At 63.0% G+C, this 26335-nt stretch carries 27 protein-coding genes; 14 read left to right on the top strand and 13 right to left on the bottom strand.

What is annotated here, in order from left to right:
* The first annotated feature begins 3 nt into the window (after nucleotides 1–3).
* The gene (locus tag ACSQ3Z_RS24875) at nucleotides 4–1128 is read left to right on the top strand and encodes a CobW family GTP-binding protein (RefSeq protein ID WP_436173877.1); all 1125 of its coding nucleotides are present in this window, start codon (nucleotides 4–6) and stop codon (nucleotides 1126–1128) included.
* A 17-nt stretch (nucleotides 1129–1145) separates the two neighbouring features.
* Here the strand turns inward: ACSQ3Z_RS24875 and ACSQ3Z_RS24870 are convergent, their stop codons facing one another.
* The 5 genes from ACSQ3Z_RS24870 to ACSQ3Z_RS24850 form a co-directional block, all read right to left on the bottom strand.
* Complete coding sequence (locus tag ACSQ3Z_RS24870; RefSeq protein ID WP_436173876.1) at nucleotides 1146–1415, bottom strand: sulfurtransferase TusA family protein; 270 nt, start codon at nucleotides 1413–1415, stop codon at nucleotides 1146–1148.
* A gap of 71 nt (nucleotides 1416–1486) precedes the next feature.
* Nucleotides 1487–2782, bottom strand: a complete 1296-nt coding sequence (locus tag ACSQ3Z_RS24865) for a L,D-transpeptidase family protein (RefSeq protein WP_436173875.1) — start codon at nucleotides 2780–2782, stop codon at nucleotides 1487–1489.
* 213 nt (nucleotides 2783–2995) lie between these two features.
* On the bottom strand, nucleotides 2996–3946 hold the full coding sequence (locus ACSQ3Z_RS24860) for an acetyl-CoA carboxylase carboxyltransferase subunit alpha (RefSeq protein ID WP_436173874.1): 951 nt from the start codon (nucleotides 3944–3946) through the stop codon (nucleotides 2996–2998).
* Between the two features lie 100 nt (nucleotides 3947–4046).
* Nucleotides 4047–4964 (bottom strand): site-specific tyrosine recombinase XerD, encoded by a 918-nt coding sequence (locus ACSQ3Z_RS24855; protein ID WP_436173873.1) that lies wholly within the window; start codon nucleotides 4962–4964, stop codon nucleotides 4047–4049.
* A gap of 28 nt (nucleotides 4965–4992) precedes the next feature.
* Nucleotides 4993–5145 (bottom strand): hypothetical protein, encoded by a 153-nt coding sequence (locus ACSQ3Z_RS24850; RefSeq protein ID WP_006200257.1) that lies wholly within the window; start codon nucleotides 5143–5145, stop codon nucleotides 4993–4995.
* Nucleotides 5146–5306: 161 nt separating this feature from the next.
* Between ACSQ3Z_RS24850 and ACSQ3Z_RS24845 the strand changes: the two genes are divergently transcribed.
* From ACSQ3Z_RS24845 to ACSQ3Z_RS24835, 3 genes are read left to right on the top strand one after another with little or no spacing between them, the layout of a single operon-like run.
* Nucleotides 5307–5918, top strand: coding sequence for a shikimate kinase (locus ACSQ3Z_RS24845; RefSeq protein ID WP_436173872.1), 612 nt, complete (start codon nucleotides 5307–5309; stop codon nucleotides 5916–5918).
* Nucleotides 5919–5926: 8 nt separating this feature from the next.
* Nucleotides 5927–7087 carry a 3-dehydroquinate synthase gene (aroB, locus tag ACSQ3Z_RS24840; RefSeq protein ID WP_436173983.1) on the top strand — a complete coding sequence of 387 codons (1161 nt, stop codon included), beginning with the start codon at nucleotides 5927–5929 and terminating at the stop codon, nucleotides 7085–7087.
* A complete protein-coding gene (locus ACSQ3Z_RS24835; RefSeq protein ID WP_436173871.1) occupies nucleotides 7084–7980 on the top strand; it encodes an HlyC/CorC family transporter in 897 nt (298 codons plus the stop codon). Before aroB ends, ACSQ3Z_RS24835 begins: the two co-directional genes overlap by 4 nt.
* A gap of 29 nt (nucleotides 7981–8009) precedes the next feature.
* On the opposite strand, the gene ACSQ3Z_RS24830 is transcribed toward ACSQ3Z_RS24835, so the two are convergent.
* From ACSQ3Z_RS24830 to ACSQ3Z_RS24820, 3 genes are read right to left on the bottom strand one after another with little or no spacing between them, the layout of a single operon-like run.
* Nucleotides 8010–9560: a SpoVR family protein gene (locus ACSQ3Z_RS24830; protein ID WP_436173870.1), complete on the bottom strand. Its 1551-nt coding sequence runs from the start codon at nucleotides 9558–9560 to the stop codon at nucleotides 8010–8012.
* 9 nt (nucleotides 9561–9569) lie between these two features.
* Nucleotides 9570–10877 carry a YeaH/YhbH family protein gene (locus ACSQ3Z_RS24825; RefSeq protein ID WP_436173869.1) on the bottom strand — a complete coding sequence of 436 codons (1308 nt, stop codon included), beginning with the start codon at nucleotides 10875–10877 and terminating at the stop codon, nucleotides 9570–9572.
* Nucleotides 10878–10896: 19 nt separating this feature from the next.
* On the bottom strand, nucleotides 10897–12846 hold the full coding sequence (locus ACSQ3Z_RS24820) for a PrkA family serine protein kinase (RefSeq protein ID WP_436173868.1): 1950 nt from the start codon (nucleotides 12844–12846) through the stop codon (nucleotides 10897–10899).
* A gap of 293 nt (nucleotides 12847–13139) precedes the next feature.
* Between ACSQ3Z_RS24820 and ACSQ3Z_RS24815 the strand changes: the two genes are divergently transcribed.
* A complete protein-coding gene (locus ACSQ3Z_RS24815; protein ID WP_436173867.1) occupies nucleotides 13140–14690 on the top strand; it encodes an acetolactate synthase large subunit in 1551 nt (516 codons plus the stop codon).
* A gap of 62 nt (nucleotides 14691–14752) precedes the next feature.
* Here the strand turns inward: ACSQ3Z_RS24815 and ACSQ3Z_RS24810 are convergent, their stop codons facing one another.
* Entirely contained in the window at nucleotides 14753–15055 is a 303-nt protein-coding gene (locus tag ACSQ3Z_RS24810; protein WP_120016288.1) for a BolA family protein, read from the bottom strand.
* A gap of 134 nt (nucleotides 15056–15189) precedes the next feature.
* Here ACSQ3Z_RS24810 and ACSQ3Z_RS24805 point away from each other — a divergent pair, with 134 nt between their 5' ends.
* The 6 genes from ACSQ3Z_RS24805 (at nucleotide 15190) to ACSQ3Z_RS24780 (ending at nucleotide 21349) form a co-directional block, all read left to right on the top strand.
* Nucleotides 15190–15819, top strand: a complete 630-nt coding sequence (locus ACSQ3Z_RS24805) for a J domain-containing protein (RefSeq protein WP_040582048.1) — start codon at nucleotides 15190–15192, stop codon at nucleotides 15817–15819.
* A 123-nt stretch (nucleotides 15820–15942) separates the two neighbouring features.
* Entirely contained in the window at nucleotides 15943–16929 is a 987-nt protein-coding gene (gene cobS, locus ACSQ3Z_RS24800) for a cobaltochelatase subunit CobS (protein ID WP_436173866.1), read from the top strand.
* Nucleotides 16930–17403: 474 nt separating this feature from the next.
* Nucleotides 17404–19302, top strand: a complete 1899-nt coding sequence (gene cobT, locus ACSQ3Z_RS24795) for a cobaltochelatase subunit CobT (RefSeq protein ID WP_436173982.1) — start codon at nucleotides 17404–17406, stop codon at nucleotides 19300–19302.
* Nucleotides 19299–20321, top strand: a complete 1023-nt coding sequence (locus ACSQ3Z_RS24790) for an esterase-like activity of phytase family protein (protein ID WP_436173865.1) — start codon at nucleotides 19299–19301, stop codon at nucleotides 20319–20321. The genes cobT and ACSQ3Z_RS24790 overlap by 4 nt, the downstream gene beginning before the upstream one ends.
* Nucleotides 20322–20498: 177 nt before the next feature.
* Nucleotides 20499–20867, top strand: a complete 369-nt coding sequence (locus tag ACSQ3Z_RS24785; RefSeq protein WP_436173981.1) for an ArsR/SmtB family transcription factor — start codon at nucleotides 20499–20501, stop codon at nucleotides 20865–20867.
* Complete coding sequence (locus ACSQ3Z_RS24780; RefSeq protein ID WP_436173864.1) at nucleotides 20864–21349, top strand: SRPBCC family protein; 486 nt, start codon at nucleotides 20864–20866, stop codon at nucleotides 21347–21349. Before ACSQ3Z_RS24785 ends, ACSQ3Z_RS24780 begins: the two co-directional genes overlap by 4 nt.
* Nucleotides 21350–21423: 74 nt before the next feature.
* Here ACSQ3Z_RS24780 and ACSQ3Z_RS24775 read toward each other — a convergent pair whose 3' ends face one another.
* From ACSQ3Z_RS24775 to rpmB, 3 genes are all read right to left on the bottom strand, one after another.
* Nucleotides 21424–22104 (bottom strand): hypothetical protein, encoded by a 681-nt coding sequence (locus ACSQ3Z_RS24775; RefSeq protein WP_436173863.1) that lies wholly within the window; start codon nucleotides 22102–22104, stop codon nucleotides 21424–21426.
* 65 nt (nucleotides 22105–22169) lie between these two features.
* Complete coding sequence (locus ACSQ3Z_RS24770) at nucleotides 22170–22850, bottom strand: queuosine precursor transporter (RefSeq protein WP_436173862.1); 681 nt, start codon at nucleotides 22848–22850, stop codon at nucleotides 22170–22172.
* A 135-nt stretch (nucleotides 22851–22985) separates the two neighbouring features.
* Entirely contained in the window at nucleotides 22986–23282 is a 297-nt protein-coding gene (gene rpmB / locus ACSQ3Z_RS24765) for a 50S ribosomal protein L28 (RefSeq protein WP_436173861.1), read from the bottom strand.
* A 249-nt stretch (nucleotides 23283–23531) separates the two neighbouring features.
* Between rpmB and ACSQ3Z_RS24760 the strand changes: the two genes are divergently transcribed.
* Genes ACSQ3Z_RS24760 through ACSQ3Z_RS24750 form a run of 3 tightly spaced genes read left to right on the top strand, consistent with a single transcriptional unit; the run spans nucleotide 23532 to nucleotide 25907 of the window.
* Nucleotides 23532–24320, top strand: a complete 789-nt coding sequence (locus tag ACSQ3Z_RS24760; protein WP_436173860.1) for a DUF3108 domain-containing protein — start codon at nucleotides 23532–23534, stop codon at nucleotides 24318–24320.
* Between the two features lie 28 nt (nucleotides 24321–24348).
* The gene (gene yddG, locus ACSQ3Z_RS24755; RefSeq protein ID WP_436173859.1) at nucleotides 24349–25236 is read left to right on the top strand and encodes an aromatic amino acid exporter YddG; all 888 of its coding nucleotides are present in this window, start codon (nucleotides 24349–24351) and stop codon (nucleotides 25234–25236) included.
* Nucleotides 25233–25907 (top strand): lysoplasmalogenase, encoded by a 675-nt coding sequence (locus tag ACSQ3Z_RS24750; RefSeq protein ID WP_436173858.1) that lies wholly within the window; start codon nucleotides 25233–25235, stop codon nucleotides 25905–25907. Before yddG ends, ACSQ3Z_RS24750 begins: the two co-directional genes overlap by 4 nt.
* On the opposite strand, the gene ACSQ3Z_RS24745 is transcribed toward ACSQ3Z_RS24750, so the two are convergent.
* A complete protein-coding gene (locus ACSQ3Z_RS24745; protein WP_436173857.1) occupies nucleotides 25904–26332 on the bottom strand; it encodes a cupin domain-containing protein in 429 nt (142 codons plus the stop codon). The genes ACSQ3Z_RS24750 and ACSQ3Z_RS24745 overlap by 4 nt on opposite strands.
* Nucleotides 26333–26335: the final 3 nt, after the last annotated feature.

Below are 26335 nucleotides of genomic sequence, written 5' to 3'. Positions count from 1 at the left end.
GCAATGGCAAGCTTCCCGATCCCAGTGTCGGTGCTCACCGGTTTCCTCGGCTCTGGTAAGACGACGCTGCTCAACCGGCTGCTCAAGGATCCCGCGCTCGCCGACACCGCCGTCATCATCAACGAGTTCGGCGAGGTGGCGATCGACCATCTGCTGGTCGAGCAGGCCTCCGACGGCATCATCCAGCTTTCCGATGGCTGCCTGTGCTGCACGGTGCGCGGCGAACTGGTCGACACGCTGGCCGATCTCGTCGACCGGCTGCAGACCGGCCGCATCGCAAAGTTGGCGCGCGTCGTCGTCGAGACCACGGGTCTCGCCGATCCGGCACCGGTGCTGCAATCGATCATGGCGCATCCAGCACTTGTCCAGGCCTTCCGGCTCGACGGCGTCATCACTTTGGTCGACGCGGTCAATGGCGGGGCGACGCTCGATGCCCATGTCGAGGCGCTGAAGCAGGCGGCCGTCGCCGACCGCATCGTGCTGACCAAGACCGATCTGGTCACCGATCCCGGCGAGGTCGAGGCGTTGCGGACGCGGCTGCGGCAGATCAATCCGGGTGCGGCGCTGCTCGAGGCGGGCGACAAGAACACGGGCGCGGCCGCGCTGTTCGACTGCGGCCTCTACAATCCGGCGACGAAATCCGCCGACGTGCAGCGCTGGCTCGGTGAAGAAGCCGCCCACGACCATCATGGCTATGATCATCATCACGATGGTGATCACGACCATGCTGGTCACGATCATGACGGCCATCGCCACGATCCACGCGTGCGGTCCTATTCGCTCGTGCATGACGGGCCGATGCCGTTTTCGGCGATCGAGATGTTCCTCGACCTGTTGCGTTCCACGCATGGCGAGCGTCTGCTGCGCATGAAGGGCGTCATCGAGTTGCAGGAGGACCCGTCGCGGCCGCTGGTCGTGCACGGCGTGCAGAAGATCCTGCATCCGCCGGTGCGGCTGCAGTCCTGGCCCGACGGCCAGCGCGGCACCAGGCTGGTGCTAATCACGCTCGACATGCCGGAGAATTATGTGCGCCGGCTGTTTGCCGCCTTCACCAACCGGCCGTCGATCGACACGCCCGACCGCGCGGCGCTGGAAGACAATCCGCTAGCGATCGCCGGGCGGCGTTAGCTCGCGAAGGTGACAGATTACCGCAAGATTTCCGCGGTCTCGCCGCGCTCAACCAGAAAACGATGGCCGCCAGATACCGCCGCCGTTTCGATCAGCTGGTGGCCGGCGTCGGAGCAGAAGGCGGGAATGTCGATGACCGCCAGCGGATCGGTGGTCTCAAGCCACAGCCGGCTGCCCGGCCGCATCGCGGCCAGCCGCTTCTTTGCTTTGAGCACGGGAAGCGGGCAGTTCAGCCCCTTGAGGTCGTAGACAGGGTCGGGATCGGCCAGGGCTTCTTGTTCAAGCATGATCTTTGTCCGAACCGAAGGTCAGCGCAGCAAAAACCGGATTCCACTTTTCGGGATCATGCTTCGGAACCTCAGCCGCCAAACATGCCGAACAGCTTCTTCTTGAGTTTCGTCATCGTGCCGTCGCCGGCATCAGCCGCCTGCGTCTCTGCCGGTGCTGCCTCGGTGGGCTGCGTGATGGTCGCGGTGGCGACCGGCTGCTGGGCCGCGGCCTTCTCGGCCTCCTTTTCGGCCAGTGCCTGCGCCTTTGCCGCCTCTTTCGCAGCCTTCGCTGCTTCTATGGCTGCAAGCCGCTGCTCCTCGGCCTTCTGCTTGGCCGCCTTCTCCGCGTCGAGCGCGGCCATCTTGCGGCCGGCCGGCGAATCGATGCGGCCCATGCGCGCCGTCTCGGTCACCGTACCGTCGGAATTGAGCGACGGCGGATCGATCGGCACGCGCTCGCCGCGGGCGCGCCGCTTCGACCAGTCGGAAACGATGCTGGCTTCCTTGATGCCGGCAATCGTCGGCTTGGGCGCCGGCACGCTGGCCTTGACCGCGCCGCTGAACGCCGCTTCGTAAGTGCTCTGATAGGCGTTGTAGGCGCTCTTCAGCGAATCCGGCTGCGTGCTGGCGGGGCAGGGCCCGGTCGGATCGAAGGTCGTGCCTTCAGGAGCCACCTGGTTGAAGACATAGCGCTTCTCGCAGACGTCGACCTTCGGTGGCACCTTGGTGATCTCGAAATTGTCGTAGCCGACCTTCAGCATCTTCCAGAAGTCGTAGTTCGGATCGTTGCGATAGCGCGCCATGTTGGCGGCGGTCATGCGGAACGGAAAGGCCTGGATCTGGAACTCGGTCTGGCCGCCCTGGAAGGCATCCCGGCCGAAGGCGTAGATCTGCTCGATCTGCGGATCGGTCATCGAATAGCAGCCCGACGACGAGCAGGCGCCGTGCACCATCAGATTGGCGCCGGTGCGGCCGTTGGCGCGGTCATAGGCATTGGGATAGCCGATGTTGAAGGACAGATGATAGTTCGAGCGCGGATTCATCTGCTGGGGACGGACCGTATAGAACCCTTCCGGCGCCTGGCGGTCGCCCTCGGTGTATTTCGGCCCGAGCTTGCCCGACCATTTGCAGATGTCGTAGCTGGCGACCATCTCGTAACGGCCGTTGGTCTTGGCCTTCCAGATCTCGAGCTTGCCCTCTTCCTTGAAGATGCGGGCCATCACCGAGGACGTGCGGACCATGCCCTTGGCCCTCATGTCGGCCAGGATCTTGTCCGGCAGCGGCTTGTTGGCCTCCGGGGCGAAATCCTTCATCGAGGAATCGTTGCAGCCGGCGATGCCGACGACGGCGATCAGGACTCCAGTGCGGGCAAACTTGGCAAACATGGGTACGGCTACGTCTTTTCTCTCGGGCGACAGATTTCGGCACCGCCGGCCCGCACGCTAAACATTAGCGGACCGTAAGCCCGTTAACCTTGAAAAATCCTTACCGCAAGCTTCGGATCACCCCTCACGGCAATTTCATTGACCTGAATGCGGCGGCATTTTTGTGGCGAAATTGCGCAATTCCGCCACTTTGCGGCGTGGTGTCAGCCCAGCCTAGAGGCTACGGCCCATGGCCAGGTATTTTTCGCGACGCTGCTCGCGGAAATCGGTGTTGGCGCCGGCAAAGTCTTTCATCGTCTTGGCGATGAGGTCGCCGGTGGCGGCGATCACCGTTTCCGGGGCACGATGGGCGCCGCCGAGCGGTTCGGGGACAATGGCGTCGATGATCTTCATTTCGTAAAGATCCTGGGCGGTGATCTTCATGTTGGTCGCAGCATCCTTCGAGCGGGTGGTGTCGCGCCACAGGATCGAGGCCGCACCTTCCGGCGAGATCACCGAATAGATGGCATGTTCGAGCATATAGACCCGGTTGGCGGTGGCGATGGCAATGGCGCCACCGGAGCCGCCTTCGCCGATGACCACCGAGATCGACGGCACCTTCAGGCCAAGGCAGGCCGAGGTCGAGCGGGCGATGGCTTCGGCCTGGCCGCGTTCCTCTGCGCCGACGCCGGGATAGGCGCCGGCGGTGTCGACCAGGGTCAAAAGCGGGATCTTGAAGCGGTCGGCAAGCTCCATCAGCCGCACCGCCTTGCGGTAGCCTTCCGGGCGCACCGAGCCGAAATTATGCTTGAGACGGCTCGCCGTGTCCGAGCCCTTCTCCTGGCCGATCACCGCCACCGGCTCGCCGCGGAAGCGGGCGAAGCCGCCGACGATCGCCTGGTCCTCACCGTAATTGCGGTCGCCGGCCAGCGGCGTGAAATCGCTGAGCAGGCCCTTGATGTAGTCGACGCAATGCGGCCGGTCGGGATGGCGCGCCACCTGCACCTTCTGCCACGGCGTCAGCGCCTTGTAGGCATCGCGCAGCGCGTCGCGCGAACGCTTCTCCAGCCGGCCGATCTCGTCGCCGACATCGACGGCCTCGCCGTTCTCGGCGAGCTTCTTCAGCTCGAGGATCTTGCCTTCGAGATCCTGCACCGGCTTTTCGAAATCGAGGTAATTGTACATTCTTGAGCGGACCGGCAATTCGGAAGGCAATGGCTGGCGAAACCCTCGAAAACGGAGGCTCCGGGCGGTGGAACGTCGCCCTCACATAGCGATATGAGGCCTAGTCGGCAAGCGGATGATGATCATTGACCAGCCGCACCAGCCGCTCCTCCAGCACATGGGTGTAAATCTGCGTGGTCGAGATGTCGGAATGGCCGAGGAGCTGCTGCACCGCCCGGAGGTCGGCGCCGTTCTGCAAGAGATGGCTGGCAAAAGCATGGCGAAGCACATGCGGCGATATCTTCGCCGCGGTGATACCGGCCCTGGCGGCGAGCCCTTTGAGGTCGCGGGCAAAGACCTGCCGGGAAAGATGGCCGGAGTCGGAGGCGGCCGGGAACAGGAACGGGCTGTCGGCAAAGGCCGGCACGGTAGCCCTGACCGCAAGCCAGGCCCGCATCGCGGCGCGCGCCTTGGCCGAAAGCGGCACCATGCGCTCCTTGTCGCCCTTGCCGCGCACCATGAAGAAGCGATCGTCGCGCAGAGCCACCGTCACCGGCAGGCCGACCAGCTCGGAGACGCGCAGGCCGGTGGCGTAGAGCACTTCGACCAGCGCATGCAGGCGCAGCGCCGCCAGGCCGTCGCCGTCGTTCAGCGCGGCATTCGTCGCCTCTTGCGCCGCGCGGTCGATCAGGCGTCCGGTCTCGGCCTCGCTCATCGTCTTCGGCAGCGGCCGGCCCTTCTTCGGACTGTCCAGCGTGCCGGTCGGGTCGTCGCCGCGCAGGCCTTCGGCGTAGAGGAACTTGAAGAACTGGCGGATCGCCGACAGTTTTCGCGCCTGCGATGTCGGCGCAAAGCCGCGTTCGGCGATGTCGTCGAGATAAGAGCGGATATCGGCGGCACCGGCACCCGCAAGCCCGCCGCTGATCTCTTGCGAGGCGTCCTCAAGGTCGTGGCGATAGGAGGAGAGCGTGTTTTCGGCAGCACCGCGCTCGGCGCTCATCATTTCCAGGAAGGCTTCGATGCGAGCCGCGCTGTTCATTCTTTCGGATCAGTTCTTCTCTTTTGGATCAGTTTTTCTTGGGATTCAGCTTTTCCGGCGGAATGCGCACGCTCATCTCGGCCTTTTTCGGCTCGACGAACATCGCCAGGGCGAACATCGTTCCATAGGCTATGCCGGCAAGAATCATCAGCGTCACGACAAAGCGAAACAGAGTCGGCATCAATCTTCGCCCGTCTTCTTGTTCTGCGTTTCCAAGCCCTGTGCCCTTATGGGACGCCAATCCGGCCAATTCAAGGACGAAGCTCGCGTACCCCTGCTTGACGCAAACAGGCTTTTGATGTCGATACGCCGGCAAAGAGGGCCTAGAAACATCATGGTCTCATGAACGCGCTGCCAGCAAATCCTCCAGGCGAAGGCCATGCCGAGCTGCTCGAGCGGCTGGGCAAGCGCTCGATCGTCTTTGTCGGCCTGATGGGCGCCGGCAAGACGGCGATCGGCCGCAAGGTGGCGGCGATGCTGGCACTGCCCTTCATCGACAGCGACCAGGAGATCGAAAGCGTCTCGCGCATGACCGTGCCGGAGCTGTTCGAGCGCTATGGCGAGACGGAATTCCGCGCGCTGGAGCAGCGCGTCATCCTGCGCTTGCTGGAAAACGGTCCGCAGGTGCTGTCGACCGGCGGCGGCGCCTTCATGAATGCGCAGACGCGCGAGGCGATCGCCGGCCATGGCGTTTCGGTATGGCTAAAGGCTGAGCTCGACCTGTTGATGGAGCGCGTCTCCAAGAAGCAGAATCGGCCGCTGCTCAAGAACCCCGATCCGCGCGCCGTGCTCGAGCGGCTGATGGCCGAGCGCTATCCGGTCTACGCCACATCAGACGTCACCGTGCTGACCCGCGACGACCGCAAGGAGGTCATCGCGGCCGAGGTCGTGAATGCGCTTTGCCGGCATTTCGGCGTTGTTGAAATCGTCACCAGCGGCGAGGTGCGTCCATGAGCGGCGATATGCCTGTCGGGGAGACAGTCACCGTCGAGGTCGGGCTCGGCGAGCGTGCCTACGACATATTGATCGGCTCCGGCCTTTTGTTGCGCGCGGGCGCCGAGATTTCGCGCCGTTTGCCGGGCACGCGCGCTGCCGTCGTGACCGACGACAATGTCGCCGCTGCCCATCTCGAGACGCTGAAGGCGGGCCTCGAGCAGGGCGGCATCCAGCCTGCCGTCATCACGCTTCCGGCCGGCGAAAAAACCAAGAGTTTTGCCCATCTCGAAGAGGTGGTGGACGGCGTGCTTGCCGCAAAGCTGGAGCGCGGCGACGTCGTCATCGCGCTTGGCGGCGGCGTCATCGGCGACCTGGCCGGCTTTGCCGCCGGGATCGTGCGACGCGGCATGAATTTCGTGCAGATCCCGACCTCGCTGTTGGCGCAGGTCGATTCCTCGGTCGGCGGCAAGACCGGCATCAACAGCGCGCGTGGCAAGAACCTGGTCGGCGTTTTCCATCAGCCGAAGCTGGTGCTGGCCGACACCGGGGTGCTCGACACGCTGCCGATCCGGGAATTCCGCGCCGGCTATGCCGAACTCGCCAAATACGGACTGATCGACCGACCGTCCTTCTTCGCCTGGCTGGAGGAGAACTGGCGCGCGGTCTTTGACGGCGGCCCGGCGCGAGCCGAGGCGATTGCAGAGGCCTGCCGCGCCAAGGCCGATGTCGTCGCGCGCGACGAGTTTGAAACAGGCGACCGCGCACTGCTCAATCTCGGACACACGTTCGGCCACGCGCTTGAAGCCGCCACCCGCTATGACGGCGCCCGCCTCGTCCATGGTGAGGGCGTCGCCATCGGCATGGCGCTGGCGCATCGCTTTTCGTCGAGGCTCAACCTGGCGAGCCCGGACGATGCGGCGCGCGTCGAGGCGCATCTCCGCGCCGTCGGCCTGCCCTGGCGGATGGCCGATATTCCCGGCGAACTGCCCGACGCCGAGGCGCTGTTCTCGTTCATCACCCAGGACAAGAAGGTGTCGCGCGGTGCGCTGACCTTCATCCTGACGCGCGGCATCGGCCAGTCCTTCATCGCCAGGGATGTGCCGGCCTCGGAAGTCTTGTCGTTCTTGAGTGAGAGCCATCCGGGTCAGGAAAGCCACCCGGATCGGCAGGAAAGCCGACCTGGATGACGAACGAGCCCGGCTGGATCGTCGCTGCCGTCCTTGCCGGCCTCTGCCTGCTGGTGCTTCTTTTGCGCACGCGCTTGCTTGCCCTCTTTGGCTACGAGTTGCAGCCGATCGAGCCGCAACGTTCGAGCCATGACGAATTGCGCGGTGCCGTCGACGATTTCCGCCGCGACGGCCAGGTGGTGCGCGAGGATCGCGACCGCGTCGGCGGCCTGTTCGACCTCGAAGAGCTCGAAGTCTCCGACATCATGGTCCACCGCACCAATATGCGCTCGGTCAATGCCGACAATCAGCCGGAAGCGGTGGTGCGCGAGATCCTGCAGAGCCCGCACACCCGCATGCCCTTGTGGAAGGGCTCGCTCGACAACATCGTCGGCGTGCTGCATGCCAAGGACCTGCTCAGGGCGCTCAACGAAGTCGGCAACGACTTTTCCAGGATCGACGTGATGAAGATCGCGTCGAAGCCGTGGTTTGTGCCCGACACCACGACACTCCAGGAACAGCTCAACGCTTTTTTGCGCCGCAAGGCGCATTTCGCCATCGTCGTCGATGAGTATGGCGAGGTCGAAGGGTTGGTGACGCTGGAGGACATCATCGAGGAGATCGTCGGTGAAATCGCCGACGAGCATGATATCGAGATCCAGGGCGTCAAGCAGGAGGCCGACGGTTCCGTCATCGTCGACGGCACCGTGCCGATCCGCGACCTCAACCGCGCACTCGACTGGAACCTGCCGGACGAAGAGGCCACCACCATTGCCGGCCTTGTCATCCACGAGACGCAGTCGATCCCCGACGAGAAGCAGGCCTTCACCTTCCACGGCATGCGCTTCGTCGTCATGAAGCGCGACAAGAACCGGATCGCCAGGCTGAGGATCAAGCCTGCCGGCGAAGCCTGACCAGCCCGCGAGATGCAGGTTGCGGAGCCTCACTCCGCGATCTGGCGGGTGGAGCGCTCGTTGATGGTCGCACCGGTCTGGGCATCGACCGCCGCCAGGCTGACCTCGTAGCCCCAGAGCTTGCGGATGTGGCGCAGCGTCGCGTCGCGGCTGGCCTCATCGAGAACGACGCCGTCTTTGACCTTGTGCTGCAGCCGCAAATGCCGGTCGCCAAGCAGATCGACATCCACGGCCTGGATGTCGGGCCGGTTTACTCCGACATCGTAGCTGTGAGCCAGCGCGGCGCGGATCTTCCTGTAGCCACGCTCGTTGTGGATCGAGGCGACCTGGTAATGCGGTTCGCCGGCTGCGTCGCCAAGGACAAAGAAGCGCCATTTCCGGATCAAGGTTGGACTGAGGTACTGGCGGATGAAGGACTCGTCGCGATGGTTCGCCCATGCGTCGAGCAGGATCTCGCGCCAGTCGCCGTGGCCAGCGATGTCGGGAAACCAGTCGCGGTCCTCCGCCGTCGGCTCGGTCGCGATGCGCTGTATGTCCCGCATCATATCGAGGCCAAGCGCGTAGGGATTGACGCCGGAATAGCGCGGATCGTTGAAGGCCGGCTGGAAGATCACGTTGGAATGGTTGCGCAGGATTTCGAGCATGGCGCCTTCTGTGATCTGGCCCCGGTCGAACAGCATGTTCATGAGCGTATAGTGCACGAAGGTGGCACAGCCCTCGTTCATCACCTGCGTTTGGCGCTGCGGATAGAAATACTGCGCGATGATACGCACGATCCTGACGAGTTCACGCTGCCAGGGCTCAAGGACGAGACTGTTCTTTTCCAGGAAGTACAGCAGGTTTTCCTCCGGCAGGTTGAGCGATTTCTTCCGCTCCGCCATACGTCCGGCCTCGCCGTCGGCCTTTTTGCTTTCCTGCGCAGGTGGCAGCGTGCGCCACAAATCGTTGTAGGAACGCTCTTCGTATTCGAGGCGCTCACGCAGTCCCTCGCGCTGCCGTTCCGACGACAGTCTCGGCGGCCGGCGGTAGCGGAATACGCCCTGTTCCATCAAAGCGTGCGCTGCATCCAGAACCGACTCCACGGCGGCAAGGCCGTGCCGCTCCTCGGAGCGGGCGATGTAGCCTTTGGCGAAGTCCAGATAGCTCAGGATCGCCCCGGCATCCGTCCATTGCCTGAACAGATGATTGTTCTTGAAGAAATGGTTATGACCGAGTGCCGCATGCGCCGTCACCAGAGCCTGCAAGGCCATGGTGTTCTCCTCCATCAGATAGACGATGCAGGGGTTGGAGTTGATGACCAGTTCATAGGCCAGGCCGCGCCCGCCCTTGCGATAGAGCAGTTCCTCGTAGAGGAAATGCTTGCCGAACGACCAGTGACGATACATCAGCGGCATGCCGACCGAGGAATAGGCGTCGAGCATCTGTTGAGAGGAGATGATCTCCATCTGCACCGGATAGGTATCGAGGTGCAGTTCCTCGATCGCGAGAGCCTCGATCGCTTCATAAGCCCGCGACAATTTCCCAAAATCCCAGTCGGATCCTGAAAAGAGCAGACCCGGTTTAGTGGCTTGCCTGGCCATCGACCCTCCTCAGGCGCTCTTGCGGGCAGCCGGCTGCCTGGCGAAGAGCCGGCGAAAGACCGGGTATATATCCGCCGGAGTGGCAATGCGGCTCATCTGGAAGTTGGGCCATTTCAGCTCGACCCTGCTGTAGGCGCGCCAAAGCGACGTCCCGTTTTCGGTGGCGCCGAATATATGGGTTTCTCGTTCGTCGATGATCTCGACATAGGCGAAATACTGGCACAGGCGCATGAGCCTGCGGTCCAGAAACTCTATGCATCGCTCGGAATCGGTGGCGAAATTGTCGCCGTCCGAGGCCTGTGCGGCGTAGATGTTCCACTCGTTGGCCGGATAGCGCTGTTCGATGATGCGGTGCATTTCGGCAAGCGCGGTGGAGACGATCGTACCGCCGCTCTGCGTGTTGTAGAAGAACGTGTCCTCATCCACTTCGTGCGCCTCGTGCGTGTGGCGGATGAAGACGATCTCCGTGCGTTCGTAGCGCCGCTTCAAGAACAGGTGCAGCAGCACGAAGAAGCGTTTGGCCAGGTCCTTCTCGCGTTCGCCCATCGATCCCGAAACGTCCATCAGGCAGAACATGACGGCTTTGGCATTCGGTATGGGCCGGGCGTCGAAGCGGTTGAACCGGATGTCGACCGGATCGACAAAGGCAATTCGCCTGCGCCGACGTTCCAGCCGGTCAAGCTCCTCGCGCAATCCTGCAATGCGCTGGCGCGTCGCCGCGCTGGCTGATGCCGACTCAAGCGTGGCGATTTCCTGGAGGATCGCATCCAACTCCTCCTGCTTTGGGCGCCTCAGCGCAATGCGCCGGCCGTGGCTGTTGCGCATGGTGCGCCCGACATTGACGTTGGTCGGTGAACCGGTCGCGGCGAAGCCGGCCCTGCGCGGCTTGAAGGCAAGGATCTCCTTGAGATTGAGCTTGACCAGGTCGGGCAGTTCGAGATCCTCGAAAAAGAGCTCGAGCACCTCCTCGCGCGACAGCACGAAACGAAAATCGTCTTCCGACACTTTGTTTCCCGGGCCGCCTGCGCCGCTGCCCTGACCGGGCTTGGGGATCAGGTCTCCAGGGGAAAAATGCCTGTTGCCAGGAAGGATGTGCTGGCGCCGGCCGCTGGCCTTGTCATCGTTGAATCTCGGCTCGACCGTTCCCCTTTCGGGCATGGGCACGGCGTGCTCGGCATCCACATCGGCGATCTTGCCGCTGCGGATCTGATCGCGGATGCTTCGCTTCAATTCCTCGCGAGCACGCCGGAGGAAGCGCTGTCGATTGCCGAGGCTCTTGTCCTTCGGGTTCAGGCGACGGTCGATGAAGATCGGCATGGAAACCATCCGGGCCCTATCAACCCGCCTTGTTCACCCGCATGTACCAGTCCACCAGCCTGCGCACCTGCCGTTCGGTATAGCCGCGCTCGACCATGCGCTGCACGAATTCGTTGTGGCGCTTTTCCGTAACGCTGTCCTGCTTGGAGCCGAAGCTGATCACCGGCAGGAGGTCCTCGACCTGTCCGAACATCCGCTTCTCGATGACCTCGCGCAGTTTTTCATAACTCGTCCATGACGGATTGCGGTCGTGGTTTTTTGCCCTGGCGCGCAGCGTGAACTTCACCACCTCGTTGCGGAAGTCCTTGGGATTGGCGATGCCTGCCGGCTTTTCGACCTGTGACAGTTCCTTGTCCAGGACCTCCCGGTTGAGGATCTGGCCGGTGTCGGGGTCCTTGTAGTCCTGGTCCTCGATCCAGGCGTCGGCATAGGCGATGTAGCGGTCGAAAAGGTTCTGGCCATATTCGCTGTAGGATTCGAGATAGGCTTTCTGGATCTCGTGGCCGATGAACTCGGCATAGCGCGCGGCGAGCTCCGACTTGATGAATTCGAGATAGGCGGCTTCCGTTTCCTTCGGGAACTGCTCCCGCTTGATCGCTTCCTCCAGAATGTACATCAGATGCACCGGATCGGCGGCCACTTCCTTGGTGTCGTAGTTGAATGTCTGCGACAATATCTTGAAGGCAAAGCGCGTGCTGACGCCCGTCATGCCTTCATCGACGCCGGCGGCGTCGCGGTATTCCTGGACCGACTTCGCCCTGGGGTCGACCTCCTTCAGGTTCTCGCCGTCATAGGCGCGCATCTTGGTGTAGAGCGGCGAGTTGGAGTGCTCCGCCAGGCGGGTCGAAACGGTGAAGCGGCTGAGAATGTCCAGCACTTCAGGGGCACAGGGGCTTGCTGCCAGCTCGCTCTCGCGCAGCAGCTTTTCATAGATCTGCCTCTCTTCGGTGATGCGCAGGCAGTACGGCACCTTGACCACGAGGATGCGGTCGAGAAAGGCCTCGTTGTTCTTGTTGTTCTTGAACTGCTGCCATTCCGACTCGTTGGAATGGGCCACGATGATCCCCTGGTAGGGAAAGGCGCCGAAATTTTCGGTGCCGTTGTAGCTGCCTTCCTGGGTCGCGGTCAGCAGCGGATGCAGGACCTTGATCGGCGCCTTGAACATCTCGACGAACTCGAGCAGGCCTTGCGTGGTCCGGTTCAGTCCGCCGCTAAAGGAATAGGCGTCCGGGTCGGACTGACTGAAATTTTCCAACTGCCTGATGTCGACCTTGCCGACCAGGGCCGAGACATCCTGATTGTTCTCATCGCCTGGCTCGGTCTTGGCAATGCCGATCTGGCGCAGCCGCGACGGCATCAGTTTGACGACGCTGAACTTGGAGATATCGCCGGACAACTCATCGAGGCGCTTGGATGCCCAGGGCGAGATGAGCCCGTTGAGGCGTCGCCGCGCTATGCCATACTTGTCCTCCAGCAGATCGCCCATGCGATCGGGATGAAACAGGCCAAGTGGCGATTCGAAAACCGGGCTGATCTGGTTGCCGACCTTCAGCGTGTAGATCGGTCGCTGCTCCATCAGTTTCTTCAGCCGTTCGGCAAGGGACGACTTGCCGCCGCCGACCGGGCCGAGAAGGTAGAGGATCTGCTTGCGCTCCTCGAGTCCCTGGGAGGCATAGCGGAAATAGCCCGCAATGCGCTCGATCGTGTCCTCCATGCCGTAGAAGTCGGAGAAGGAGGGATAAACCTTGACCGTTCGGTTTGAGAAAATGCGGCCAAGCCGCTCGTCCTTGCTGGTGTCGACAAGATTCGGCTCGCCGATTGCCTGCACCATCCGTTCGGGTGCCGAGGCATACAGGGACCTGTCTTCCCGGCAGGCAAGAAGGTACTGCTGGATGCTGATCTCTTCCTGCGCCGCGTTCGTGTAAATCTCAGAAAACAGGTCGAAAACGTCAGACTGGTTCTCGCGCATGATATTTCGCCCTCAGAGCCGCCCGACTGGCTGCTGGGCGGACCATCTGCATATTCAACTGTTGGAGGAGCGTTGTGGTTCCCTTCTCCTAAAGGAGAACGGCTGCAATCAGACATTGAGGCGTAGAGGAACATTCCGAATGGCTGGAATGCCTCGCCGACGGCTCCTTCGATCGGGCGATCCGCGACCATGTCTGACGGCGAAGATGGTGGATCACGCCAAAATTGCTGGCGGGATATTGCCGTTCGGGCGCTGGCAGGATCAATTGTCCTGCGCCAACCGGGGAGGGATTCATGAACGGAGCCGACGTCCTGTGTGACGTGCTTCTGGCAAATGGCGTGACGGTCTGCTTCGCAAATCCCGGTACATCGGAGATGCATTTCGTTGCCGCACTCGATCGCAAGCCGCAGATGCGTTGCGTGCTGGGCCTCTTCGAAGGCGTGGTGACAGGTGCCGCCGACGGCTACGCGAGGATGACCGATCGACCGGCCGCGACGCTGCTGCACACCGGGCCCGGACTGGCCAACGGGCTGGCCAACATCCACAACGCCAGACGCGCCTTGAGCCCGATGATCAACATTGTCGGCGACCACGCCTCCTATCATCTGGCGCTCGATGCACCGCTCGCCAGCGATATCGAAAGCCTCGCTTCGCCGATGTCGAACTGGGTTCGCCGTATCGAAAGTCCCGCCGATGTCGCGCCGGCCACCGAGGCGGCCTTCCGCGCTTCCCTTTCACCGCCGGGTATCGCCACCCTGATCCTGCCGGCGGACGCCGCATGGGGCGAGGCTCCTGTGGTTTCGGCCCGCAAGGTGGAGCTCGCGCAGCCCACCGTCGATATGGGCGCTGTGCGAAAGGCAGCCGAGGCGATCCGTGGCGCTCCAGGCCGTGTCGGTATCATCGTTTGCGGACGCGCGGCGCGAGCCGACGCGCTGGCGATCGCTGGTCAAATCTCGGCAGCGCAAGATGTCCGCTTGTTCAGCGAGGTTCTTGTGGCGCGGATGGAGCGCGGTCGCGGACGGGTCGCGCCCACGCGCATCCCCTATCCGATCGATGCTGCAACGGCCCTGCTGAGCGACATCGACGTGCTGATCCTGGTCGGAGCGAAGGAGCCTGTTGCCTTCTTCGCCTATCCGGGAAAGCCGGGACGGCTGGCTCGAGACGGTTGCGAGGTGCTTTCGCTGGCTGCGCATGGCGAGGATTTGAAGGCGGCACTGGAAGCGCTTCGCGACGAACTCGGCATCAGGTCGACGCAGCCGCTCCCTGTCGCAACGGGCTTTCCCGACGAGCCAGTGCCGCGCGGCAAGCTGACCGACGATGCGATCGCCCTTTCGGTGGCGCGGAAACTTCCTGCCAATGCCATCGTCTGCGACGAGGCGGTCACGTCGGCCCGGCGCTATTTCGCCCTGTCGGCCTTCGCAGCGCCGCACGACTACATGATGACAGCTGGCGGATCGATCGGCGGAGGCATCCCGTTGGCAACAGGGGCAGCGATCGCGTGTCCCGATCGCAAGGTGATCAATCTCGAAGCCGACGGCAGCGGCATGTACACCGTGCAGGGATTGTGGACCCAGGCGCGGGAAAATCTCGACGTGGTCACGATCGTCTTCTCCAACCGGACCTACGCAATCCTGCATGGCGAGATGAAGAATGTCGGGGTGGGCGCGATCGGCGAGAATGCCAGGCGTATGCTCGATCTCGACCAGCCCGCGCTGGACTGGGTATCGCTGGCGAAGGGCATGGGCGTGGAGGCGGCCCGCGCCGACACGTGCGAGCGGTTCGATGCCCTGCTGGACAGCGCCCTATCGCGCCACGGGCCGTTTCTTATCGAAGCGGTGATCTGACCGTTTTCCCCCGCGGCGTTTCCGGGGAGCCGGGTTGAGCGGCGTCGGCCGACGAGCAGTGCCTACCAGCGCGTCTGTTCGCCGGGTGCCGCCGGTTCGATCGCCAGCGCGTGGACGCCGGCTTTCAGCTCGTCGGCCAGCAATTCGTTGACGGCGCGGTGGCGCTCGATGCGGCTCATGCCGGCAAAGGCGGGCGAAACGATACGGACGCGGAAATGCGTCTCGCCGGTGCCGTCATAGGCGCCATGATGATCGGAGCCGTGATGATGGTGGCCGGCGTGGAGATGGCTTTCGTTGATGATGACCAGCCGTTCCGGCGAAAACGCCTTGTTCAGCTTGCCTTCCATCGTCGCCTGTATGGACATCGGAGCTTCCCTTCACCAAATCTACGGCATCGCCGCAAAATTCGCCATTTGCCTGCTTTAAGCCGCGATTCAGCGGTTAGGGCGATGATCGCCGAAATGTCAATTCTTGTTTCGCACTAGCGAACAGCCCATAAATGGGTGAGATGAAACCGTATCCCAAATATTTCGAGAAGATCCGCATCCGGCCGGAGAAGGACGCGGAGCTGAAGTCGCGCTCGCCGATCTGCCAGTGGGACGGTTGCAAGGAGGCCGGCACCCATCGCGCGCCGGTCGGGCGCATGAAGGAAGGCGAGTATTTCCAGTTCTGCTTCGATCATGTGCGCGAGTACAACAAGGGCTTCAACTATTTCTCCGGCGTGCCTGACAGCGAGATCGCCCGTTTCCAGAAGGAAGCGATGACCGGCCACCGGCCGACGTGGAAGATGGGCATCAACGGCGCTTCGACGCGATCGTCGCCTGACTTCGCCCAGCAGCGTTCCGGTCGCGCCGGCTACTACAACCGCATGCGCGATCCGTTCGACCTGTTCAAAGGTCCAAAGGATCCGCGCGAGGCGCGCGAGCGCAAGGCAAAGCCGCTTGAGGCCAAGGCACTGGAAACGCTTGGCCTTGATACAAAGGCGACTGGCAAGGATATCAAGGCACGGTATAAGGAACTGGTGAAGCGCCACCATCCGGATGCGAATGGCGGCGACAGAGGTTCGGAAGACCGGTTCCGCGATGTGCTGCAGGCCTATCGCGTGCTCAAGCAGGCGGGATTGTGCTGAGCGACCATACGGTTCGTGTCGTTTTCCAACTTTCATAAGGTTGGAAAAGGCTCTAAGACCGCCCCCGGACAAAATCGATTGCCGGCGAAATCAGGCGTTTCGCCCGTGGAGACGTTGATAGAGATGAACAAGGTCGATCGCGACATCGCCAACCTGCCCGACACCACGGTGTCGGTGAAGGACAAATTCGGCTTCGACTCCAAGATTGTGGTGCCGGCCTATTCGGTGACCAGCGAGCATGTGCCCGACGTCGATCCCGACTATCTGTTCGACAAGAACACGACGATGGCGATCCTCGCCGGCTTTGCCTACAACCGCCGCGTCATGGTGTCGGGCTATCACGGCACCGGCAAGTCGACCCATATCGAACAGGTCGCAGCCCGCCTCAACTGGCCATGCGTGCGCGTCAACCTCGACAGCCATGTCAGCCGCATCGACCTCGTCGGCAAGGACGCCATCGTCGTCAAGGACGGGCTGCAGATCACCGAATTCCGCGACGGCATCCTGCCCTGGGCCTACCAGCACAATGTCGCGCTCTGCTTCGACGAGTATGACGCTGGCCGCCCGGACGTGATGTTCGTCATCCAGCGCGTGCTGGAATCGTCCGGCCGGCTGACGCTGCTCGACCAGAGCCGGGTCATCCGCCCGCATCCGGCCTTCCGGCTGTTCTCGACCGCCAACACGGTTGGGCTGGGCGACACCACCGGCCTCTATCACGGCACCCAGCAGATCAACCAGGCGCAGATGGATCGCTGGTCGATCGTCACCACGCTGAATTATCTGCCGCACGACAACGAAGTGAACATCGTGCTGGCCAAGGCCAAGCACTATCGCGACAGCAAGGGCAAGGACATCGTCAACAAGATGGTGCGCGTCGCCGACATGACGCGCTCGGCCTTCATCAATGGCGATCTGTCGACGGTGATGAGCCCGCGCACAGTCATCACCTGGGCCGAGAATGCCGAAATCTTCGGCGATATCGGCATGGCGTTCCGGTTGACCTTCCTCAACAAATGCGACGAGCTCGAACGTTCGGTGGTGGCCGAGTTTTACCAGCGCGCCTTCGGCGAGGATCTGCCGGAGAGCGCCGCCAACGTTGTGCTGGGGTGACACCACTCTATGGGAACAACCTGCCGGACGTTCCTTTGGAGTTTTTCAATCTTCTGCTTTGGTATCTGTCAGGCAGCCATGGCTCAGAATGAACCATTCAAACCTGAGCAGACTTGGACTTATCGCGGAGCAACACCAGTATCATCGCGAGTGATCATAGGCGCGGTCGATAACTTGGACGGCGAAAGCCAGCCGATCGTGTCGATATCAGTGACCAATGCACCGATACCGAATGATGGAAGGCAGCTACAAACCGTTCCCCACCTTCCTCTAGCGGCCGACGTACTAAGAGAAAGTGTGGTTGAACTTGAAGGGATTGGTCCGATCCCTGACGGTTTTGACAAGGGATACAGTCTGTGGAGACAGGCATATGACAGTGGGAAAGGAGGCCACTTTACAATCTCGGTGGAAGAGATTGTCGGCCTCCTACGTGCTCAGCTTGGCCAACGGCCAGCGGCAAAATAGAGATAGATGATGGCGGGTCCGGGCGACAACACGCGCAACAAGTCGAAGACGGGATCTGAAGCCGACAGCTTCAAGCGCTCGGTGACTGTCTGCATGCGCGCCATCGCCGGCGACAAGGATCTCGAAGTCGGTTTCGCCAAGGACAGGCCCGCACTTGCGGGCAGCCGCGCCCGGCTGCCCGAACTACCGAAGAAGGCCTCCAGGACCGATATCGCCATCACCCGCGGCCTCGGCGATTCCATGGCGCTGAAGCGCGCCTGCCACGACGCGCGCATCCACAGCAAGCTGGCGCCGGAAGGCAAGCTGGCGCGCTCGATCTATGACGCGGTCGAACAGGCACGTGTCGAGGCGATCGGCAGCCGCGCCATGCAGGGCGTTGCCGACAATATCGGCTCGATGCTCGAGGACAAATACGCCAGGGCGAACCTTGTCGACGTCAAGGACAAGGCCGACGCGCCGATCGAGGAGGCGCTGGCGCTGATGGTGCGCGAGAAGCTGACCGGCCGCACTGTCCCGAAGAGCGGCGAGCGGCTGGTCGACCTCTGGCGCCCCTGGGTCGAGGAGAAGGCAAGCGCAGACCTCGACGGCCTGTCCGCCAAGCTCGACGACCAGCAGGCTTTCGCTCGCGTCGTGCGCGACATGCTGGTTTCCATGGAAATGGCCGAGGAACTCGGCGACGACCAGGAGACCGAAGACTCCGAGGACAATGACGACAACCAGCCGCAAGGCGAGGAGCAGAGCGAGGAGGGCGGCGAGGACGATTCCGGCTCCGAACAGTCGCAGTCCGACGATGCCGACGCGTCGGCCGACGACGAGCAGTCTGCCGAGACGGAAGCGTCCGACGCCACCGCCGACGATCTCTCCGACGAGGACGATTCCGACGCGGAGACGCCCGGCGAGGCCCGACGCAACGACAATCCCTTCACCAATCTGCCGAAAGAGATCGACTACAAGGTTTTCACGACTGCCTTCGACGAGACCGTTGGTGCCGAGGAGCTTTGCGAAGAGGAAGAACTCGACCGGCTGCGTGCCTTCCTCGATAAGCAGCTCGCCAACCTCTCCGGCGTCGTCGGCCGGCTGGCCAACCGGCTGCAGCGCCGGCTGATGGCGCAGCAGAACCGCTCCTGGGATTTCGACCTCGAAGAGGGCTATCTCGATCCGGCGCGGCTGGTGCGCGTCGTCATCGACCCAATGCAGCCGCTGTCCTTCAAGCAGGAGCGCGACACAAAATTCCGCGACACGGTGGTGACGCTGGTGCTCGACAATTCGGGCTCGATGCGCGGCCGGCCGATCACGGTCGCCGCCACCTGCGCCGACATCCTTGCGCGTACGCTGGAGCGCTGCGGCGTCTCGGTCGAGATCCTCGGCTTCACCACCCGCGCCTGGAAGGGCGGGCAAGCGCGCGAGAAGTGGCTGAAGGACGGCAAGCCGCCGAATCCCGGTCGCCTCAACGATCTGCGCCACATCATCTACAAATCCGCCGACCATCCGTGGCGGCGGGCGCGCCGCAATCTCGGCCTGATGATGCGCGAGGGGCTGCTCAAGGAAAATATCGACGGCGAGGCGCTGCTTTGGGCGCACAACCGTCTGATCGCCCGGCCGGAGCAAAGAAAAATCCTGATGATGATCTCGGACGGCGCGCCGGTCGACGATTCGACGCTTTCGGTCAATCCGGGCAATTATCTCGAGCGGCATCTGCGTGCCATCATCGAACTGATCGAAACGCGCTCGCCGGTGGAACTTTTGGCCATCGGCATCGGCCACGACGTCACCCGCTACTACAGGCGCGCCGTCACCATCGTCGATGCCGAGGAGCTGGCCGGCGCCATGACCGAGCAGCTTGCCTCTCTGTTTGGCGAGGAAAGCGCACGCGAGACGCGCCGCGGCGGCCTGCGGCGCGCCGGATGAGCTTTTCGGGCGGGGGCCTTAGGCACACGATTTTTGCTGCTTGCATGCTGGCTGGCATGCAGTGGCCAGCGGTTGCCGCCAGCCCAGACTCGGTCGAGCCGGTCGAAATCACGGCGCGGCCGATAGGCCAGTTCCGTATCGGCCATGACGACAGGCAATTCGGGCCGCTCGAATTCGTCGGCGGGCTGGAGATGACCTCGCCATCGCGCGATTTCGGCGCGCTGTCGGCCTTTCGCTTCCTGAAGGCGGGCAGCGACTTCATCGGCGTCGCCGACACCGGCTTCTGGTTCTTCGGCAGCGTGACCCACAATGCCGACAAGCGTCCGTCGGGCATCCAGAATTTCCGCATGCAGCAGATGGTCGATGAGGCGGGCCAGCCGATCGACAAGAAGTGGCAGGTCGATGCCGAAGGCCTGGCGGTCAAGGACGGCATCGCCACGGTCGGTTTCGAACGCAACCAGCGTGTCGCCCAGTTCAAGATCGATCCGGACGGCATGAAGGCGCCGTTCAAGCAATTGGATTTTCTGGTTCCGGCCCAGGAGTTGCGCCAGAACCGCGGCTTCGAGACTGTCACCCACGCCAATCCTTATGGCCAGCATGAGGGCGGGCTGGTCGTGGTGTCGGAAAAGAGCCTCGACAAGGCCGGCAACATCTATGCGGCAATCATCGAAGGGCCGCACAAGGGCGTCTTCACCGTCAAGCGCAATGGCGACTTCGACATCACCGACGGTGCCTTCCTGCCGGACGGCGATCTTTTGCTGCTCGAGCGCAGCTTCTCGATGGCCGGCGGAGTGAAGATGCGGCTACGGCGCATCTATGGCGAGAGTGTCGAGAAGGGCGCCGTCGCCGACGGGCCGGTGCTGCTGGACGCCGACATGGGCTACCAGATCGACAATATGGAAGGGCTGGATGTCTGGACCCGCGACGACGGCGCGCTGATGGTGTCGCTGATGTCAGACGACAACCATTCGATCCTGCAGCGCAACCTCTATCTGGAATTTATCCTGCACGAGGATTGAGGAACGCTGCTGGCTGCCGAACGGTCACCAGCCAGCCCGTCCTCGCCCCCGCCGTCGTCCTTTGAATTCGCCCTTTAAAACCTTCCGCTGGCCAAGGCAGGGCGGGATCGCTTGCGCTCCGCAAAATACTTTAGTCCAAACTTGACAATTGACATTGATAACGCAATACTCAAGTCTATGCTTAATTATCCAAAGATCGATGGCATCCTTCGTGCTCTTGTCGAGCCCACCCGCCGGCAGATCCTGGAAAGGCTGAGTCGCGGGCCGGCCACGGTCAGCCAGTTGGCCGAGCCGTTCGGCATGACATTCGCCGCCGTGCTCCAGCATCTCCAGACGCTGGAGGCGTGCGGGCTGATCCGCAGCGAAAAGATCGGGCGGGTTCGCACCTGCAGGATTGAGCCCGGAGGGCTTGCCCCGCTTGCCGACTGGATCGCCGAGCGCCGCATACCGGCAGAACGCCAGCTCGACCGTCTCGGCCAGGTTTTGGCGGAGACAGATCAACCGAACTCGAAAATTCAGAATGAAGAAAAGGACGAAACGAAATGAACCAGATAGCCTCTGTGAAAGACGAGCATTCCGTCATCCACTCCACCTTCACCATCGAGCGGACCTACCCGCAATCGCCAGAATGTGTCTTCTTCGCCTTTGCCGACAAGGCAACGGTGCGGCGCTGGCGGGTGGGGGGCGATGGCTTTACGATCGCCGAATTCAGCTTCGATTTCCGTGTCGGCGGCGGTGAGGTGTCGCGGTTCAGCTATCAGGGCGGCCCGGAGATCAGGCTCGACGCGCAGTTCCAGGATATCGTCCCCGACCAGCGCATTGTGTTTTCGTACCGAATGGCGATTGGATCCCAGCCTCTGTCAGCGTCGCTCACCACCATCGAACTGGCGCCTTCAGGTGATGGCACCCGCCTGACTTATACTGAACAGGGCGTCTTTTTCGACGGAGTCGATTCAGCGCAAGGACGCGAAGAGGGCACCCGTGGACTGCTGGAAACCCTGGCTGCCGAACTCGAGAAGGCAAAATAGGGTTGTTGTTGGCGGCTGGTATCTGACCGACATCTGGAAAATACGGGCCATTCTGCGCAAGGTGCAGGGTGGCCCTATCGCGCTGCCGGAGCGGTCGCGATCCAGATGACGTGGCGCGCGCCACGCTTGCCATTGGCGCGGGTGTTGATCTCTTCGACGGCGAAGCCCGCCTGCTTGAGCCGCCGCGCAAAACCGCTGTCCGGTCCTTGCGACCACACCGCCAGCACGCCGCCGGGCTTGAGCGCGGCACGAGCGGCACCGAGGCCGGCGGCACCGTAGAGCGCGTCGTTGCCCTTGTAGACGATGCCTTCCGGGCCATTGTCGACATCAAGCAGGATGGCGTCCCAGGCCGAGATACCCGAGCGGATGATGTGCCCGACGTCGGTCTCGCGGATCGTCACGCGGGGATCGTCGAGCGAACCGCCGAAGATCTCGGCCATCGGGCCGCGCGCCCAGGCAACGACTGCCGGGACCAGCTCCGCGACAACGACGCTGGCATCATTCGAGAGTCCTGAGAGGGCGGCGCGCAGCGTAAAACCCATGCCGAGGCCGCCGATCAGGATTTTTGGCTGCTTGCGGCCAGCAATCCTTTCACAGGAGAGCCTGGCCAGCGCTTCCTCGGAGCCGCTGAGGCGGCTGTTCATCAGCTCGTTGGTGCCAAGCATGATCGAGAATTCAGTGCCGCGCCGCTTCAGGCGAAGTTCTTGTCCACCATCAGGCGTTTTTGCCGAGTCTAGCTGGACCCAGGGTATCACTGGCTGATTTTTTGTTTGACCATGATCTTGTCCGAAAACCGGACTCCACTTTTCGGGATCATGGTCTATGTCGCCAGCGCCGGCTGGCTCCAGCGGGCGGCGAGCAGCCGGTAGGGGATCAGCGCCACCACGGCGATGATCAGTTTCACCGAAAGGTCGCCGAGCGCCCAGGACACCCAGCGCATGGTCTCTGCCGGCAGCACGCCCATCAGCGGCGCCGTTTCGAGCGCGAAACTGTCGCTCGGGCCGGCAAAGGCGAAGGCCGCCGAAAACGCGACGGCGAAGAACACGACGGTGTCGAACACCGAGCCGACCAGCGTGCCGACGATCGGCGCGCGCCACCAACTCTGCCGGCGCAGCCGGTTGAACACGGTGACGTCGAGCAACTGCGCGGTCAGGAAGGCGGCGCCCGAGGCTGCCGCAATGCGGACCAGCCGGTCGGCGGCGGTCTCGAACTCGATGAGGCCGTGGCGGAACAGGAAGGGCGGGACCAGGATCGAGCAGATCACCGCCGTCATGAAGCCGACAAAGACGATCCGGCGCGCCACGGTTGGGCCATAGCGGCGGTTGGCGAGGTCGGTGACCAGGAAGGAGAAGGGGTAGGTGAAAGCGCCCCAGGTCAGGATGTCGGCCAGCGACAGGCCGCCGATCTGGCCCTGCATCGGGAACTGCACAAGGATGTTCGACGCCACGACGACAAGCGCCATGGCGCTCACGAAGGGCAAGTAACGCGAGAAGGAATTCATTTTTTTATCCTGGGTAATGGAACCAGCAAAGCGCCACCCAATCCGGACGGCGCTGCATTGCTCAGATGTCTAGCCGAAAACCGTCTCGCGCCGTTTGGCTCAACGGCTCGGACGGCATTCCGTCCGAAGAACGTCTCAGGCTGCCGGCTGCCCGGCGAGCTTCTTGGCGATCTGCTTCTTCAGCAGGCGGGCGCGCTGCGACAGCTCCTTGGCGTCGGCCTTGGCCAGGAACGCATCGAGGCCGCCGCGATGCTCGACCGAACGCAGGGCGTTGGCCGAAACGCGCAGGCGCACGTTCTGGTTCAGCACTTCGGAGATCAGCGTCACATTGACCAGGTTCGGCAGGAAGCGGCGCTTGGTCTTGTTGTTGGCGTGGCTCACATTGTTGCCGGTCATGACGGCCTTGGCAGTGAGTTCGCAGGTGCGGGACATGGTTCTAACCTTCAGTTCTCGGTCTGGCCAAACCATTCAACCCGCGCCGGGTGGCGCGCGGTCTCGGTCAGGCGGCCTTATGGAAAAAGTTGGCGTTCCATAGTTGCATTTCGCTGGCGCGTCAAGCTCCGGCATGCCCAGCGCCTGTTTCATATAAAGGCCGGATTCTGGCCTATAAGCGGTCGCAAAGGGACATGCCAGCCTGAAGTTGTCCGCCTTCAGGCTGAAATCGAGGATCGATCCGCCGTCATGCTTCGTTCGTCATATGCCCTCTGCTCCTTGCTTGCCATTGCCCTGCCGGATGCAGCCGCCGCAGCCGCGCCGCAGTCCTTCAAGGGCGAATATACGGTGTCGTTCCTCGGTCTTTCGGTGGCCAGGGCGACGTTCTCCAGCAGCTATCAAGGCGATACCTATTTGATCAATGGCACGGTCTCCGCCGCCGGCCTTGCCAAGCTGTTCGACGACACGAAGGGCACGATCTCGTCAAAAGGCACTATTTCCGGCAAGAAGATGCAGCCGCAGGCTTTCCGTGCCGATTACACGTCGGGCAAGAAGGCATCGGTTGTCGACATCCGCTTCGCAAATGGCGCCGTCACCGCCACCAAGGTCGTCCCTGCGCCAGGCAAGCGCGATCCCAAAAGCTGGGTTCCGCTGGGAGCCGGCGATCTGTCGTCGGTGCTCGATCCGATGGCGGCCACCGTCATCCATGCCGACAGTCTCGACAATGTCTGCGGGCGCACGGTGAAATTCTACGATGGCGAGATGCGCGCCGACCTGACACTGACTTACGCATCGAAAGGCTCGATCTCGGTGCAAGGCTACAAGGGCGACACGGTGACCTGCCGCATGGGTTTTGAGCCGGTGGCGGGCTATCGCAAAGGCCGCAAGGCTTTGAATTACCTGAAGAACCGCAGCAAGATGATGGTGACGTTTGCGCCAGTCGGCCAAAGCGGGGTATATGCGCCGATCCGCGCCACGGTCGGCACGCAGATCGGCACGCTGACCATCAACGCCGGGCGGTTCGAAGCAGTTAACTAGGCGCCGTCGCGCGCCGCCGGAGACGGGCATGGGGCGCGCAACATTGATCGGGTTCACGGCGGTCGCCATGTGGGCGCTGCTGGCGCTGCTCACCGACGCCTCCGGGGCGGTGCCGCCATTCCTGCTGTCGGCCATCACCTTCACCATCGGCACCGCGGTCGGGCTCGCCGCGCGGCTGGTCATGCCGGCTTCCGACAACGGCAAAAAGATACCGCCGCAAGTGTGGGTGATCGGCATTGCCGGCCTGTTCGGCTACCACTTCTTCTACTTCACCGCGCTACGCAACGCGCCGGCGGTGGAGGCAAGCCTGATCGCCTATCTGTGGCCGCTGCTGATCGTGCTCGGCTCCGCGTTGATGCCGGGCGAGCGGCTGGCCTGGAACCATGTCGTCGGCGCGCTGCTCGGCCTTGCCGGCACCATCCTAATCGTCACCAAGGGCGGCGGGCTCGCCTTCGATGCGCGCTATGCCTTCGGCTATGCGATGGCCGGCGTCTGCGCCCTTTTGTGGTCGGCCTATTCGCTGCTGTCGCGGCGGTTCCCGTCGGTGCCGACCAGCATCGTCACTTGGTTCTGCGCCGCGACGTCGGCGCTTTCGCTGGTCTGCCACCTCTTGCTGGAAAAGACGGTGCTGCCCGATGGCGCCGGCCAGTGGCTGGCCGTGCTTGGCCTCGGCCTGATGCCGGTGGGGGCGGCCTTCTACGCCTGGGACATCGGCGTGAAGCGCGGCAACATCCAGGTGCTGGGGGCGGCAAGTTATGCCGCGCCGCTTTTGTCGACGCTGGTGCTGATCGCCGCCGGCGTCGCCGAGCCGTCGCTGCGAATCCTCGCCGCCTGCGTGCTCATCACCGGCGGCGCTGCACTGGCGGCGAAATCGCTGTTCACGCGCAAGCCGGCGACAGGCGAGGCCAGCGCATGACGATGCCGTTCCCCGGCGGCATCGACGCCAACGCCAATGCGACACTGGTGTTTTCGCTGGTGGCGGCTGTGATCTATGCTTTCACACTCAGCATGCCGCCGAGGCTCGCGCGCTCGGCAGCAAAGACGCTGGCGGTGGCGATGCTGGCGGTGCTGGCCTTCATGCAAGGCGGGCCGTTTCTGCTCGTCGCGGCGCTGGTGCTGAGTGCCGTCGGCGACGCCTTCCTGTCACGTGACGGCGAGAAGGCCTTTCTCGGCGGGCTGGCCAGTTTTCTCGCGGCGCACATCTTCTACGTTGCGCTGTTCCTGCGCAGCGGCGGCGGGACGGGGCTGCTCGGCGCCGAGTCATGGCGCGGGGCGATCGCGCTGGCGATGGCGGCATTCGCGATCGCCATGCTGGCCGCCCTTTGGCGCCGTGTCGGCCCCACCTTGCGTCTTCCGATCGGCGTCTATGTCGCCGCGATCCTCGCCATGGGGATATCGGCGCTCACCACCAGCAACAGCCTGATGATCGGCGGCGCCATTCTGTTCATGGCGTCGGACGGGCTGCTCGCCACGGAACAGTTCCTGCTTGCCGCCATCTCGCCGCACCGCGTCTGGATGCGCTACGCGGTCTGGGGGCTTTACTACGCCGCCCAGCTAGCCATCACCTTGGGATTCCTGCTCAGCTAAAGATTTTTCGGGTGCCAGCCGGGCTCGGCGAGCTCGAAGGCGGCGAAGTCGAAGCCCGGCGCCACGGTGCAGCCGACCAGCGTCCATTCGCCAAGGCTGCGTGCCGACTGCCACCAGCCGGCGGGCACCACGATCTGCGGCCGCTCGCCCGCCGCAAGCGCGGTGCCGAGCACTTGTTCGATGATTGTGCTGCCTTCCTCATACATGGACAGCGCCAGCGGCGCGCCGGCATAGAAATGCCAGACCTCGGCCGCATCCTTGACCCGGTGCCAGGCCGACAGCTGATCCACTTCCAGAAGGAAATAGATCGCGGTCGAGTGGCCGCGCGTGCCTTCCGCGCCATCGCGAAAGGTTTCGGCATACCAGCCACCTTCCGGATGCGGCTTCAGGCCGAGCGTGGCGATGATTTCGGCGGCACTTGTCATCGA

It is taken from the genome of Mesorhizobium sp. LjNodule214 (assembly GCF_964252735.1).
Classification (GTDB): domain Bacteria; phylum Pseudomonadota; class Alphaproteobacteria; order Rhizobiales; family Rhizobiaceae; genus Mesorhizobium.
This window is presented reverse-complemented; position numbering and strand designations above follow the sequence as displayed.

What these genes read in the sequence shown, in the direction of transcription:
- yddG (WP_436173859.1), top strand. Translation starts at nt 24,349, where the DNA reads ATGGGGCGCGCAACATTGATCGGGTTCACGGCGGTCGCCATGTGGGCG.
- ACSQ3Z_RS24785 (WP_436173981.1), top strand. Translation starts at nt 20,499, where the DNA reads ATGCTTAATTATCCAAAGATCGATGGCATCCTTCGTGCTCTTGTCGAG.
- ACSQ3Z_RS24815 (WP_436173867.1), top strand. Translation starts at nt 13,140, where the DNA reads ATGAACGGAGCCGACGTCCTGTGTGACGTGCTTCTGGCAAATGGCGTG.
- ACSQ3Z_RS24820 (WP_436173868.1), bottom strand. Translation starts at nt 12,846, where the DNA reads ATGCGCGAGAACCAGTCTGACGTTTTCGACCTGTTTTCTGAGATTTAC.
- aroB (WP_436173983.1), top strand. Translation starts at nt 5,927, where the DNA reads ATGCCTGTCGGGGAGACAGTCACCGTCGAGGTCGGGCTCGGCGAGCGT.
- ACSQ3Z_RS24750 (WP_436173858.1), top strand. Translation starts at nt 25,233, where the DNA reads ATGACGATGCCGTTCCCCGGCGGCATCGACGCCAACGCCAATGCGACA.
- cobT (WP_436173982.1), top strand. Translation starts at nt 17,404, where the DNA reads ATGGCGGGTCCGGGCGACAACACGCGCAACAAGTCGAAGACGGGATCT.
- ACSQ3Z_RS24845 (WP_436173872.1), top strand. Translation starts at nt 5,307, where the DNA reads ATGAACGCGCTGCCAGCAAATCCTCCAGGCGAAGGCCATGCCGAGCTG.
- ACSQ3Z_RS24790 (WP_436173865.1), top strand. Translation starts at nt 19,299, where the DNA reads ATGAGCTTTTCGGGCGGGGGCCTTAGGCACACGATTTTTGCTGCTTGC.
- ACSQ3Z_RS24760 (WP_436173860.1), top strand. Translation starts at nt 23,532, where the DNA reads ATGCTTCGTTCGTCATATGCCCTCTGCTCCTTGCTTGCCATTGCCCTG.
- ACSQ3Z_RS24835 (WP_436173871.1), top strand. Translation starts at nt 7,084, where the DNA reads ATGACGAACGAGCCCGGCTGGATCGTCGCTGCCGTCCTTGCCGGCCTC.
- ACSQ3Z_RS24745 (WP_436173857.1), bottom strand. Translation starts at nt 26,332, where the DNA reads ATGACAAGTGCCGCCGAAATCATCGCCACGCTCGGCCTGAAGCCGCAT.
- ACSQ3Z_RS24805 (WP_040582048.1), top strand. Translation starts at nt 15,190, where the DNA reads ATGGGTGAGATGAAACCGTATCCCAAATATTTCGAGAAGATCCGCATC.
- ACSQ3Z_RS24780 (WP_436173864.1), top strand. Translation starts at nt 20,864, where the DNA reads ATGAACCAGATAGCCTCTGTGAAAGACGAGCATTCCGTCATCCACTCC.
- ACSQ3Z_RS24855 (WP_436173873.1), bottom strand. Translation starts at nt 4,964, where the DNA reads ATGAACAGCGCGGCTCGCATCGAAGCCTTCCTGGAAATGATGAGCGCC.
- ACSQ3Z_RS24875 (WP_436173877.1), top strand. Translation starts at nt 4, where the DNA reads ATGGCAAGCTTCCCGATCCCAGTGTCGGTGCTCACCGGTTTCCTCGGC.
- ACSQ3Z_RS24770 (WP_436173862.1), bottom strand. Translation starts at nt 22,850, where the DNA reads ATGAATTCCTTCTCGCGTTACTTGCCCTTCGTGAGCGCCATGGCGCTT.
- ACSQ3Z_RS24860 (WP_436173874.1), bottom strand. Translation starts at nt 3,946, where the DNA reads ATGTACAATTACCTCGATTTCGAAAAGCCGGTGCAGGATCTCGAAGGC.
- ACSQ3Z_RS24810 (WP_120016288.1), bottom strand. Translation starts at nt 15,055, where the DNA reads ATGTCCATACAGGCGACGATGGAAGGCAAGCTGAACAAGGCGTTTTCG.
- ACSQ3Z_RS24830 (WP_436173870.1), bottom strand. Translation starts at nt 9,560, where the DNA reads ATGGCCAGGCAAGCCACTAAACCGGGTCTGCTCTTTTCAGGATCCGAC.
- cobS (WP_436173866.1), top strand. Translation starts at nt 15,943, where the DNA reads ATGAACAAGGTCGATCGCGACATCGCCAACCTGCCCGACACCACGGTG.
- ACSQ3Z_RS24870 (WP_436173876.1), bottom strand. Translation starts at nt 1,415, where the DNA reads ATGCTTGAACAAGAAGCCCTGGCCGATCCCGACCCTGTCTACGACCTC.
- ACSQ3Z_RS24825 (WP_436173869.1), bottom strand. Translation starts at nt 10,877, where the DNA reads ATGCCGATCTTCATCGACCGTCGCCTGAACCCGAAGGACAAGAGCCTC.
- ACSQ3Z_RS24850 (WP_006200257.1), bottom strand. Translation starts at nt 5,145, where the DNA reads ATGCCGACTCTGTTTCGCTTTGTCGTGACGCTGATGATTCTTGCCGGC.
- ACSQ3Z_RS24865 (WP_436173875.1), bottom strand. Translation starts at nt 2,782, where the DNA reads ATGTTTGCCAAGTTTGCCCGCACTGGAGTCCTGATCGCCGTCGTCGGC.
- rpmB (WP_436173861.1), bottom strand. Translation starts at nt 23,282, where the DNA reads ATGTCCCGCACCTGCGAACTCACTGCCAAGGCCGTCATGACCGGCAAC.